The following is a 13,146-nucleotide window of genomic DNA, read 5'->3' on the forward strand; positions in this document are numbered from 1 at the left end:
AGATAGCTTTCCACCAGAAAAAACGCTAAGCTGAAATCAGCCTAGCGTTACTGCTTAGATATTTTCCGGATCAACTTCCGGTGCTTTATGGAACTTGATCAGTTCAGTCACAATAATCGGTACGATCGAAAGCAAGATCGCGATTACCCAATGATTCATACTGATTGGAACCAAGTAGAACAATTCTTGTGTTTGCGGAATTAAGGCTATCGCCGTTGTAATTCCTAAAGCCAACCAAGCCATTTGTGCCAATGATTTATTCGTAGCTAAATCCACCTTGAAAATCGACTTGCTGCTGCGTACATTAAAGACATGCAGGATTGACGAGAAGGCCAATACTAGAAAGGCTACCGTTTGACCAACTTCTAAACTAGGCGGTGTAAAGTAGCTGACATGCTCAACAAATGCACCAATGTAAAAGCCGATTAAAGTCACGACTGTAAAGATCGCTGCATTCAGACCGATCTTCTTCCAAAGTCCGCGAGCGAAGATTCCTTCATCACGAGGAATCGGTTTTTCATCCATGATCCCTGCTTCTGCCGGCTCTCTACCTAAAGCAAACCCTGGCAGTCCGTCTGCTACAACGTTAACGAATAACAACTGAACGGCTGTAAACGGAGCGCCCCAGCCTAGCAGCATCGCAATTACTACGATAAAAATCTCAGAGATATTACAGCTCAACAAGAAGTTGATTGCTTTACGAATCCCTTGATAAACAGAACGTCCACGAGCAACCGCATCAACGATCGTCGCAAAGTTATCATCAGTCAGGACCATATCAGCAGCACCCTTCGCCACATCTGTCCCTGTGATCCCCATCGCACAACCAACATCGCTGGCTTTCAAAGCGGGTGCATCATTGACTCCGTCACCAGTCATCGCCACAACAGCGCCTGAACGCTGCCAAGATTTAACGATACGAATCTTGTCTTCCGGTGTTACACGAGCGTATACTGATAGGTCTTTAACGCGATCATCTAGTTCTTCATCGGTCATTTTTTGCAGCTGAGCGCCAGAGATTGCTTCTTTACGACTTTTCATGATTCCTAGTTCTTTTGCAATCGCTCCAGCAGTCACAACATGATCTCCAGTGATCATGACCGTTTTAATTCCAGCTTTTTTCGCACGGGCAATTGCGGCTTTTGATTCTGGACGTGGCGGATCAATCATCCCGATCAGACCCATTAGACGCAGATCTTTTTCCAAAGCTTCTGAAGTAATTTCTTTTGGTTCTTCTTCATGGATCGCGTAACCTACAGCAATGACCCGCAATGCTTTTTTCCCAAAGCGGTCATTGACAATAGCAGCTTGATCCACGTCGCCATAATGAAATTTTGGTAGTAAAACGTCGAAAGCTCCCTTAGTAATGGAGATAAATTTCTTCCCGCGCTTATGTACAGTCGTCATCATCTTTCGATCTGAGTCAAATGGGATTTCACCGATTCGCGGATATTTTTCTTCCAGTTCAGCTTTCGTATGATAATTTTCTTCTACCGCACGAACAATCGCCGCTTCAGTTGGGTTGCCTTTGATTTCTAACTCGTTGTCATCATTTTCTACGATAACATCCGTACACAAAGCTGCAATACTTAAAACTTCCATCGCTTCTTCGGTCATACCTTCTTCGGTATCTACCACAGAATCTCCGTGAGTCCAGACACGACGGACGCGCATTTTATTTTGTGTCAGCGTTCCAGTTTTGTCTGAACAAATGACGTTTGCCGAGCCCAATGTTTCAACCGCAGGTAATCTCCGGATAATCGCATTTTTCTGTGCCATCTTCTGCACGCCGAATGCCAGTGTCAGAGTCACGATAACTGTCAAGGTTTCCGGAACCGCCGCGACCGCTAATGAAATTGCCGTGATAAACATGTCCAACATCGGTTCGCCTTGCATCTCGCCAATGAAAAACACAAAAGCCGCAGCTGCCAAAGCGATCAAACTGATACGTTTGCCTAATTGATTTAATCGTTTTTGCAGAGGTGTTTTTTGAGTTTCATCACTATTTAACAGGCCAGCGATTTTTCCCATTTCGGTCTTCATGCCAGTCGCAGTTACGATTGCCTTCCCGCGACCATTAACTACAGTCGATCCTTTATAGAGCATATTCAAACGATCTCCTAATGAATCGTCCTCTTCACCTTGATACTCCGGATCTTTCATCACTGGTTCACTTTCTCCAGTTAATGCAGATTCTTCTACGCGTAATTGCGAAGCTTCTACAATTCGAGCGTCAGCCGTAATCATTGATCCAGATTCCAGTAATAATGTATCTCCTGGTACTAATTCTTCTGCATCAATCTCTTGTTGCTTGCCGTCACGCATGACTGTGGCAGTCTGCTTATTCATGTCTTGCAGGGCAGATAAAGCTTTTTCAGCATTTCCTTCTTGTACAATTGCTAAAACAGAATTGATCACAACAATTGCGATAATCAAAAAACTTTCAAAATAATCTCCATGATCAGTAGCAATCGCAGTGTATAAAGAAATGACTGCAGCCACTAATAAAATGATTGTCGTGAAATCGGTCAAACTATGGAAAAACTTTTTTGCCAATGATTCCTTAGGCGCTTCCTCAAATTTATTTTTTCCGTTATTTTTAATTTTTTCTTCGACTTTACTCTCTGATAAACCATTGTCTAAATCAGCACTATATTCATCAATCACAGTATCAACTGTCTCTTTGTAGGGTTCCATCCTATTCCTCCTTATGTTATAAAAATACTACCTATATTATTACTATAACACAGAAAAGATTCTTAACTCAAAGCATACACCTTGATAATCCATCAAAAAGTAACAAAATAAATTATTCAAAATAACCAAGTGCAATCGCTTTCAAAAATGATTAGGATGTGCTATATTATAGATACAAGGAAGGAGGAACTTAAATCATTCGAAGGATTTCTCGATAAGAAAGTAGAAAAAAGTAAACAATAAAATTGTTAGTAATACAAGATTCACCGAAAAGTTGTCAATAGTGTACGTGTGAAGTATTTCCTTATAAAAATAGTGAATGCGTATCCAAGGTTGAGTAGTACATCAAACACACAAGTAAAAAGATACGTAAGTAAGAAATAAGTTTCTTAAAACTGAATACAAGTGAAAACGTAGTAAAAACAAATATTTATGTTTATAGTCAAGAAATTCATGTAATACTTTACATGTATCAATAAAGTAATATAAAATTCGAATGATTTAATCCTTCCGAAATTCTAAGAGCCAGGCTTATCGAGAGCCTGGCTTTTTTGTGGTTATGATTGGAATGTGTTGAAATGACGGCGATTCTACGCTATTTCTTTAAAACTGAATATCGAAAGTTTGCACTGTTTTGCGGAGAATTGAAGGTCGATTTTAGCCAAATTTTAGCCACTTTCAATTGTCGATTTTATTGATGTCAAATCTCACTAAATTTTCAAGTACGATATCTGCTTCTGGTAATTTTAGCTTTGATCCTATTCCAATACAATACATATTGGCTGCTTTTGCGGCTAAGCACCCCGCACGCGAATCTTCAAAGACAATACACTTACTAGGTTCAATCAGAATTCTTTTTGCCGCTAATAGGAAGACTTCCGGGTCTGGTTTGGCAGTCTTTACATCATTACCATCAACAACTTCATCAAAGTAGTCCAATAGTTTCGTAGTTTTTAAAATAGTTTGTGCATTTTTACTAGCTGATCCGACAGCCAACTTGATACCAGATCTTTTCAAATGAATCAGCGTCTCATTTACACCTAAAAGCACCTCCTCCGAAGACATTCTTTCAATTAGATTTAGATAGGTTTGATTTTTCTTTTTGATGAATCGGTTCTTCTCTTCTTGAGAATAATGTGTTTCCCCTAAAGATAAAAGAATATCTAATGACTCCACCCTAGAGACCCCTTTCAATCTTTCATTATCCTCTAAACTAAACGGAATATTCAGTTCCGTTGCTAATTGTTTCCATGCTGTATAGTGATATTTAGCAGTATCGACTAATACACCGTCAAGATCAAAAATCGCTCCTAAAATCATCGTTTTCTACTACCTCCAAAGTTGTGGTTCCTGAATTTAGAATACTTTTCTCATGATTTCCTTTTATATACACTAATTGTGTATCATGAGGGATTTCAACCTCCAAATCAATAATTTTCTGATTTCTCCATTTCCAAGATATTTCGATCTGACCATTTGATGTTTTGAAACTACCTTTTACCCAATCGAGTCTCCTGTCAAAATAAGGTTCTAATTTCATCGTTAGGATTTCAGAACTTTCATCTACATGACTAAGGCCTAGTACTTTTTCTATTATGAAATCTTGAACAGCTCCATATGCATAATGATTTAGACTATTCATATCTGTACCATTAATTGTCCCATCTGGCGATATGGAATCCCAGCGTTCCCAAACAGTTGTAGCTCCTTGATTTACTTCATATAACCACCCTGGACATTCTTCATTCAAAAGTAACGTATACGCTGCTTCTGAAAAATTATTTTCAGCTAAAGCATGCGTCAACTCGGGTGTTCCAACAAATCCTGTATTAAGAAAATTGTTATTTGATTTTAGTAGCTCAATTAATTTTATCTGTAACTCTTTTTTTGCTTGTTCAGAAGGGTATAAGCTATTCCTTAATAATAAGGCTAAAGCTGTTTGGGTAACCTTCTTGAGCAGGAGCTTATTATTTATAAAATATTCATCAACTATCGCTTGATGAATTTCCGTTGCTAATTGCATATATTTTTCAGCCCGCTCATCTTCCAAAAACTGCAAACATTTCGCCAAATTACTTGTTGATTTATAATAATAAATTGAGGCAATCAGATTAGGATCTGTCGCTCCAATAGGATTTCTTGAATCATCTGTGTCTAACGCTAGCCAGTCACCTAATTGCCGATCGAAATTCCACAAGTGTTTAGAACCGTTCGCCACATCTCTTTCATAAACATAGTTGACCCAGTTTTCCATGACTTCTAAATTTTTTGCAAGCAAGGCCTTATCTTTATAGTGACGATACAATTGAAATGGTAAAACTGTGGCTACATCACTCCATACAGCGGCTCCATCTGAAACCAAAAAAGGATTAATTCCTTCGTGAGGATCAATCTTAGGAAAGGGAACGAAAAAAGGGACTGAGCCTGATAAATTATTTTGTTCAAGTGACAAGTTTCTTAAGTAATTCTCATAAAAACTTCGAGTATTCATATTGTAACAAGAAGCATTTGCAAAAACTGTAACATCTCCGGTCCACCCCATTCGCTCATCTCTTTGAGGGCAGTCCGTGGGAATATCAAGGAAGTTATCTCTTTGACTCCATTGGATATTTTTAACTAATTGATTCAGCTTGTCATTACTAGAATCAAATTTGAATAACTCTTCCATGTCTGAATGAATTGCATACGCTTTTAATTCAACGGCTTGTTCCATCGATAATCCTGTAACCTGAACATAACGAAATCCAAAAAAAGTGAAATGGGGACGAACATATATTTCTTCTTTTGGTGAAAAAATACTGAATTCTTGTTTAGCAGTTCGCAAATTATCTTGATAGAAGACGCCCTCCTGCAAAAGTTCAGCAAAACGAAAACGAATTGGTTGATCCGATGCTACATTTCCTTCCAACCAACCTGTAATTATTTGACCGAAATCTAAAACAATACTACCTGTTTTATCAAAGAATGCTTTTTGTGGTCGAAATACCTTCTGCTTTAAAATTGGTGGATTGCTACGTTCGTCTAACAATTCTTTACCATTCGATAATTCCGTTATTTCTAATTGATTGGGTTTTGAGTGATAATCAATGGTTTCTCCATCGTAAATTGAATTTTCTTTGATAAAAGAGGTAGTTACAGACCAAGAATCATCTGAAACACACTTTATCGAAGTGCCGTCTTCATACTCAACAATTATTTCAGCGATTAACTTTTGTTTCTCTCCATAAATGTTTTCGTAACCGCCATCAAAAACAAAACGCCCTTTATACCACCCGTTTCCAGTTAGAATTGATAACTGATTATTTTGTCTTAATTGCTCAGTGATATCAAATGTTTGATATTGATTGAGTAAATCATAACTATGATAACCAGGTAAAAGAACTTCTTTAGTAATTTTCATACCATTTATAGTAGCCTCATAGAGACCATATCCACAGCAATATAATCGACCAGATTTTATCTTTTTTGCTAGAGAGAATTCTTTCGAAAAAATGACACTATCAATAGCTTCATTAGAGTAACTGATCCAGTTTGCATCCCATGGTTCAGTCAATTTTCCACTTTCAAAGTAGCTAACCTTTTCAAAGATACCAGTCTTTAATTGAGTAATTACCTTCCAGTAATACCTTGTTCGTGGTGATAAAAAATCATGGTTTACTGAAAGAATGTTTTGACTGCTGGTAGTATCCGCAGATTCCACCACTGTATTGAATTCTGAGTCTACAGCGATCAGGACTCGTTGAAATAATATCTCCTCTGTCGAATTTCCAATTAGATCCCATGAAAATGTTAAATGATCAAAATGATAGCCAATGGGTTGAAGATGGCCGTTTACCCTTAAATTACTAATCTTCATCTCTCATCAACTCCATCAGTTTTTTATTAGAGCATAAAGGATCGATTGGTGAAATACCTTTAAACCTGCTTTTTCCCGTTAGTTTAGACACAACGGCTTTGATAAAATACTCATAATTACAATAACCATTGATAATGGTTGATACCATCGGAACGTCAAAATAATGATACGGATTACCAAAACTAATAAGCATCGTCGGCACTTCTTTAACAAACCATGGAAGATTGTTCCCCAAACCGTACAATGTATGCCAATTGATGCGTGCTGTAGTTTGATTACTAGAGTTCTCAATATTCGCAATATAAATTACCAGGTCATACTTAGATTTGAAAGTTTCAACATCTTCTAGTTCATAAAAGTTCTCTTCTTTTTGATAGATATCTACATCAAAACCATCAGAGACTAATTCATTAACAAATTTTTCTTCTACGAAACGATTCGAATCAAAGCTTCCCAAAATCTCAACAAGAATTTTAGTTTCGTTCTTTCTAATAGGTAATAGATTTTGTTCGTCTTTAACCAAGGTGATTGCTTCATCAGCGATACTTTCTTGAGCATCTGAAAAATCTATATAAGAAGCTGGATCGCTGATTGATTCTTTATACAAGTTTAGTGAAGCCTTTGTTGCAAGTATTCTATAAACTGCTTCATTAAGCCTTTTTTCAGATAGGAGACCGGATTTCAACCCATCCTTCATATAGCGAATATCTTCTTCAAAATCTTTGTTGAATAATAACATATCGCATCCATATTCAATGCATAAGGGAACGGCTTCCTTTCTAGACATCGCCGAAGTAAATCCTACCATCGGTGAAGCATCAGTAATCACTAATCCATTAAAATTCAAGTCTTTTCTTAAAAGATCTTGCAGGAGAGAACGATTTAGGGTAGCTGGCATCTGAGACTTAGAATATGCTGGAAACGCTATGTGTCCAATCATTACTGCCTTGGTTCCAAAATCGATCATTTCCTGATAGATTAGACCATAACTCTTCCACCAAGCATTTACTGGCAAACTGTTTACAGATGTTAATAAATGTTGGTCTCGTTCATCCACACCATCTCCCGGAAAGTGCTTTATGGAGGTCATTAAACCTTGTTCATGAAATGCTCTAGTATATTCTTTTGCATTCTCAACAACTCTTTTTGGATCATCTCCATAGGTTCGTACATTTGTTATAGGATTTCTAAAATTCAAATCTAAGTCTACCACTGGAGAAAAGGACCAATTGATCCCGATTTGTTTTCCTTCTACTGCAGAAATGTGTCCTAGCGTGTAGGCATTATGGCTATTTTTGGTCGCAGCGATAGCCATTGGAGTGGCGTATGCTGTTCCTTCATTGATAGCACCATTTCCGCCGTACTCTAAATTGGCAGGTGTCAATAAAGGGATCTTTGACTTAACTTGCGCGTATTCTAAAGTTGTTCTCATCTCTTCAAAATTACCAGATCTAAAAAACAATCCACCAATGTGATGCCTTAAAAGATTGTCCAGATAATTAGTTTCAGTTGAAAATCCAATTGTAACGAATAATTGTCCAATTTTTTCATCCTGATTCATTCTTTTTATTGTCTTTTCAACCCAACTCACTTGTTCCTCATTCAAGTAGAAGGGGTTTTTTCTTAAATTCATCTTTTTACCTCCATCTATAAAATTGGAGCCGTGACATCAGTTTTTGTCACGGCTCCCTTCCTACGAATAAACGGTGTTCCAGAAACAACTTCTGTCGCGACCTCATTTATTATTCAAAGTAATCCTCTTACTCAAGAATGATAATATTTTGTATTCATTATTCAGGTATATCAAGAAAGCCAAAAGAATGATCGCATTCCAAAATGACTGCATTTGGGCCGAAACATTTAATCTAACAAATCCCAAAGTGATCAAAGCCGTGGTAAAGGATCCTAAAAGTATTCCGAACTTTTCTTCACTAAACCTTCCAATAAAACCACCAATAAATAATGGTAAGAAAGCTACAAAAATTGTTGAGATCGTTCCAAAATTCAAACTTGCTGATGCCGTTCCTTGTATGCTCATTGTGAAGCAACCGGCCACAGAAGCAAAAACACCGGATAATGTATATGATATTACAGCGTTTTTCTTCTCACTTATTCCTGTATCTACGGCAATCTTTTGTCCTGACACCAGTGTCTTCCAATTGAAACCGAAAGTCGTCATATTAGAGATTACATAGATTGCTACAAATCCTATTAAAAGGATAATCAATTGATTTTCCATAGAACCAATTTTCGACAGATGTAACGTTCGATTCAGCACAACACCACCACCCTCTGTGGCGATAAATCCTAACGCCTCGTATATCAATGTCATCCCCAATGATGTGACAATTGGTGGAATTTTTAATAATACATAAGTGAGCCCTGAAATCATTCCGAATAGTGCACCAAACAATGCGATAACGATTAGCATATACCATCCATTCATTCTCCAACCTATGCTCTCCAAAAACCACATCACTTTTACTCCCAAAATGGAAGACAATAAGCTGATTGATCCCAAAGAGAAATCAAACCGCCCAGTTGAAAGGTTGAGATTCAGAGCCCAAGCAATAAAAGTAGTTACTACGAATGCATTAATAAAGGTTCGATAATGATTCGCTGTATTAAATAATGTGGTTCCCTGGCTGAACAATAGGATGGAGAAGAAAAGAAATACGCAAACTGGAATCGAAAAAGTTTTGATAATTTTTTTCACTCGTCTTTCCATTTTCTTCTCCTCATTTCTTATTTTCTATCAGAAATATTATTTTGAATTGTTTCAAAATCCACATTACTAGCGAATTTTTTAAATTCATTAAACGTGATATCTGAATTGTTATTTTTAATTAATTTATCGATATCTGTTTTGTTAATAGCAGGGTCCTTAAAATCATTGGCAATTTTATACATAGTTTCAAACTCTTCTTTTGATTGAGCATTCCAATAATTTTGAGTAATTCGGAAGGCTTTACCATCCTCACGGAAATCTTCACCATCACCATTCACAGCATTCATTACAGCAGCAAATGTTGGTCCAATCATTGCAGGAAAAGTCCCTGATAAGTAATCAACTTGTTGAGGTTTCGCATCGAAACCGTCTTTGTACGCTTCAGTAAATGCAGAAACAGTCGCTAATTTGATATCAGGATTGACATTTGAAATCGTAGCTCCAAAAACTTCTAATCCTATTCCAACTGACAATAAAGTCTGAACACCCTTTTCGCCAAGTTTTTGTTGAGCTTCTGTGTAGAATGCACCAGCTTCGTCCGGAAATCCTTCTAACACTTGAATCGTATACTTGTCGCTCTCAAAAGTTCCGATAAATTTTCCAGCTTCTGGTTTCTTATAGGTTACCCCAGCTTCTTGGAGTGCTTTTACAAACCCATCAAACCGTTTTCTATGTGCGTCAACTCCATAACTCATTCCACCAGCATAAAGGACATAATTTGTATCTCCTTCAGCAATATAGTGCTTAGCCATATCGTAACCTGCCTTTTCTTCTGAATCTAAGTCAGGTCCGATTGTTCCTAAAAAGTATTCGTTGTCTTTAGTTTTTTCATATTGTTCATCCGTCATTGTTCCTACACCAACGATATAATACATTTTTGCCTTCGCAGCCTCATTAATTGCTGCGACCATATCTGATTGTGTTAAAGCAATGACTGCTTTACAATTCTGTGATGCAAAATTCTCAATCGCTGATTTTTCTTCCTCAGCAGTGGAAATTGCATCTGAAAATTTGAATTCAACATTGTATTTTTTTGCGATGTAATCGTTATAATATTTTTGGAATGCCAATACTTGTGAATCTGATGGATCATAAATCAAAACACCAATGTTAACTTTCTCACCACTTTCAGCAGCACCACTTTTTTTTGATGAATCATTCCCGCAAGCCCCTAACACCGGTATTAGCAACATCATCAATGTAGCAAAAACTAACAAACTCTTCTTCCATAATCTTTTCATTATTTTTCCTCCTCTTATCTAGGTAATAATTTAGATCTGTAATTTAGTGATGCAACAAACACTACTACCAAAAACATGACACCTTTAATCAATTGCGTCATTCCGAATGAGGCTCCTAAAACTAAAAGCACTTGGTTTAACACTGTAATGGACAATGATCCCACTACAGCAGCACCGATTTTACTTCTAGCTCCCCCTGAAACTGACATTCCACCAAAAACAATAGCGATTAATACATCCATTCCGATTGAACCGCCTGTTGATTTACTTAAAGTCGGCGCTCTCAAAATTGTGATGAAAGCTGCTAACCCAACGCCCAGTCCTGAAAAACAAAATGAATAGATAGTCTGTTTAACTATCGAAATACCTGTTTGGCTCGCGGCCACAGGATTACTTCCTAAAAACTTATTCTTCCTTCCAACCTCTGTTTTATTAAATAGATAAAAGGCAACTGAAAAGAAGAGTACTAGTATCACCATTTTTACACTTAGATTATCAATTTCCATTGTTGATCCTAACAAGCTAATGTTAGTATTTCCATCTAAAATAAGGTCTACTAAGGACGTTAGGATGCTCAACATCGCGATTGTGGAAACAAAAGCTGGCAAATTGAAAATTGCTGATAGCAAAGAATTTACTATCCCAACTAACACACCTGTAGTAAGACAAACAATCAACATGATGGCAAAGGATTCTGTTCGATTGTATGCCATAACTCCAATCATTCCGCTAACCGCCATTGATGCTCCTAGTGAAATATCAAATGATCCAAACGAAAAAATAAAAACAGCACCAATGGCTACTACCGTTAGAATTACCGACTGATTAATAATGATTTCGAAATTATAGAGAGAAATATTACCACCTGAGATTCCAAAATAGATTATTATCAGTCCAATCAACCCGATAAAAGGAGCGCTTTCAAAAATTAATTTTTTACTGATAATTTTTCTCCGCTTTTCTTCCTGAGAATTTCCCAAAATTGTTTTTTCCATTCTATTTCCTCCTTTCTATATCATATACTGGATAACCTCTGTATCTTTTAAGGTTTCGGATCTCAGAAACTCATGACTCACTTCACCATTTTTCATTATCAGCAATCGATCGCTCATTCCTAATAATTCTGGCAGCTCTTCAGAGATAAGAATTATCCCCTTACCTTGCTCTTTCATCTCTTCCATTAAGCGATACATCGCTGCCTTGACCCCTATATCTATTCCTCTAGTAGGACAATCCAAAATCAAGACATCACAATTTCGTGCTAACCACTTGCCGAACACCACCTTCTGTTTGTTTCCTCCTGAAAGAAACTGCACTTCCTGTTCTCTGCTAGGTGTTTTAATAGCGAGATCTTCAATTTGGCGGTCCACATATTCTTTCTCATTTTTTGTACTGATAAACCCAAGTTTCCCAGCTAAAATATCTAATCCACCAATTGAAATATTATCTTTTACTGACGAATTAAGAGCTAGTGCTTCATGATCTCGATTTTTAGAAACATAGCCTATTTTTACTTTCATTGCATCCTTGGTTGACTTAATTTCACGATCATAAAAATTAGATAAAACGGTTCCAGATTTTTGATTCAAAAATCCGAAAAGAAGCTTTCCTAACTCGTGCATTCCACAATGAGACAAACCACCAATACCGACTATTTCCCCTTTATGAACCTGAAAACTTATATCCTTTACTTTATTTTCATACATTAAATGTTTAGCAGTCAGTAATACTTCTTCCTGAGAGGATGGATTAAAATCCTCTCTATAATATGCCCCAGTCAATTCCCGACCTACCATCAGATTTTTGATTTTACTTTCATCAAATTCGTCTTTACTTAATACATCAATAAGAAGACCGTCCCTTAAAACTATTAGCTGATCGCAATGCTCAATTAGTTCTTCTAAATCATGGGAAATAAAAATACTTGCCCTATTTTCCTGCTTTTGCTTCGCCATTTGCCGATAAATGAATTCTCTTCCTTGCTGAGATAAGGCCGTTGTTGTCTCATCAACGATTAAGACTTGAGGTTCTTTCATCAGTACTTTGACAACCTCGAGTAACTTTCGTTCTTCTTGACTATAAACGTCAATTAAGTGAGAGGCGGATATTTCTTGTAAGTCATACTTATCCAAAATTTTCTGTGTCTCTTCAATCAAGTGTTTTTTGGAGACAATTCCTCTCTTGTTGAAATACTTCAAGTTTCCTAAAAACATATTCTCTGCCACAGAGATTCCTGAAATCGTTCCTTCTTCTTGAACAATCATACCGATTCCTTTTTCTAAAGCATCGACCATATTAATAGGATGATAGTCCTTTTGGTTGTATTTTAAGCTTCCTGAAGATGGTTTAATGATTCCAGACAATATAGAAGAAATCGTACTTTTCCCAGAACCATTTTCGCCAATCAATCCAATAGTTTTCCCAGATTCAATTTGAATTGAAACATCATTCAGTGCAGTAACATCTCCAAATTTTTTTGTTATGTGTCTCGCACTTAATAATTCTCGCTTTTCCATTTTTCATCACCTCTTTCACTTAAAATAATAAGCGGTTACAATTTTTCTTTATATGGACAAATTAAAAATTAGACATGGAAAATTTTGTAAGTTACAAAAAAAGAGAGA

The 13,146-nt window shown here is 36.8% G+C and carries 8 protein-coding genes; all 8 read right to left on the reverse strand.

The window, feature by feature from the left end:
- Window positions 1-54: 54 nt before the first annotated feature.
- Window positions 55-2,697, reverse strand: coding sequence for a cation-translocating P-type ATPase (locus AC4J95_RS00165; protein WP_494548127.1), 2,643 nt, complete (start codon window positions 2,695-2,697; stop codon window positions 55-57).
- Between the two features lie 678 nt (window positions 2,698-3,375).
- Window positions 3,376-4,017 carry a beta-phosphoglucomutase gene (pgmB, locus tag AC4J95_RS00170; protein ID WP_494548128.1) on the reverse strand — a complete coding sequence of 214 codons (642 nt, stop codon included), beginning with the start codon at window positions 4,015-4,017 and terminating at the stop codon, window positions 3,376-3,378.
- Complete coding sequence (locus AC4J95_RS00175) at window positions 3,995-6,553, reverse strand: family 78 glycoside hydrolase catalytic domain (protein ID WP_494548129.1); 2,559 nt, start codon at window positions 6,551-6,553, stop codon at window positions 3,995-3,997. The genes pgmB and AC4J95_RS00175 overlap by 23 nt, the downstream gene beginning before the upstream one ends.
- The gene (locus AC4J95_RS00180) at window positions 6,543-8,186 is read right to left on the reverse strand and encodes a glycoside hydrolase family 3 protein (protein ID WP_494548130.1); all 1,644 of its coding nucleotides are present in this window, start codon (window positions 8,184-8,186) and stop codon (window positions 6,543-6,545) included. Before AC4J95_RS00180 ends, AC4J95_RS00175 begins: the two co-directional genes overlap by 11 nt.
- Before the next feature lie 102 nt (window positions 8,187-8,288).
- Window positions 8,289-9,281, reverse strand: a complete 993-nt coding sequence (locus AC4J95_RS00185; protein WP_494548131.1) for an ABC transporter permease — start codon at window positions 9,279-9,281, stop codon at window positions 8,289-8,291.
- Window positions 9,282-9,298: 17 nt separating this feature from the next.
- Window positions 9,299-10,522 (reverse strand): sugar ABC transporter substrate-binding protein, encoded by a 1,224-nt coding sequence (locus tag AC4J95_RS00190; protein WP_494548132.1) that lies wholly within the window; start codon window positions 10,520-10,522, stop codon window positions 9,299-9,301.
- Window positions 10,523-10,536: 14 nt separating this feature from the next.
- Window positions 10,537-11,517 carry an ABC transporter permease gene (locus AC4J95_RS00195; protein ID WP_494548133.1) on the reverse strand — a complete coding sequence of 327 codons (981 nt, stop codon included), beginning with the start codon at window positions 11,515-11,517 and terminating at the stop codon, window positions 10,537-10,539.
- Between the two features lie 15 nt (window positions 11,518-11,532).
- A complete protein-coding gene (locus AC4J95_RS00200) occupies window positions 11,533-13,038 on the reverse strand; it encodes a sugar ABC transporter ATP-binding protein (RefSeq protein ID WP_494548134.1) in 1,506 nt (501 codons plus the stop codon).
- Window positions 13,039-13,146: the final 108 nt, after the last annotated feature.

This window comes from Enterococcus sp. GPZ-007 (assembly GCF_059374735.1).

Excerpts from the sequence above, each read along its gene's own strand:
- AC4J95_RS00195 (WP_494548133.1), bottom strand. The coding sequence starts at position 11,517 with ATGGAAAAAACAATTTTGGGAAATTCTCAGGAAGAAAAGCGGAGAAAA.
- AC4J95_RS00165 (WP_494548127.1), bottom strand. The coding sequence starts at position 2,697 with ATGGAACCCTACAAAGAGACAGTTGATACTGTGATTGATGAATATAGT.
- pgmB (WP_494548128.1), bottom strand. The coding sequence starts at position 4,017 with ATGATTTTAGGAGCGATTTTTGATCTTGACGGTGTATTAGTCGATACT.
- AC4J95_RS00175 (WP_494548129.1), bottom strand. The coding sequence starts at position 6,553 with ATGAAGATTAGTAATTTAAGGGTAAACGGCCATCTTCAACCCATTGGC.
- AC4J95_RS00200 (WP_494548134.1), bottom strand. The coding sequence starts at position 13,038 with ATGGAAAAGCGAGAATTATTAAGTGCGAGACACATAACAAAAAAATTT.
- AC4J95_RS00180 (WP_494548130.1), bottom strand. The coding sequence starts at position 8,186 with ATGAATTTAAGAAAAAACCCCTTCTACTTGAATGAGGAACAAGTGAGT.
- AC4J95_RS00185 (WP_494548131.1), bottom strand. The coding sequence starts at position 9,281 with ATGGAAAGACGAGTGAAAAAAATTATCAAAACTTTTTCGATTCCAGTT.
- AC4J95_RS00190 (WP_494548132.1), bottom strand. The coding sequence starts at position 10,522 with ATGAAAAGATTATGGAAGAAGAGTTTGTTAGTTTTTGCTACATTGATG.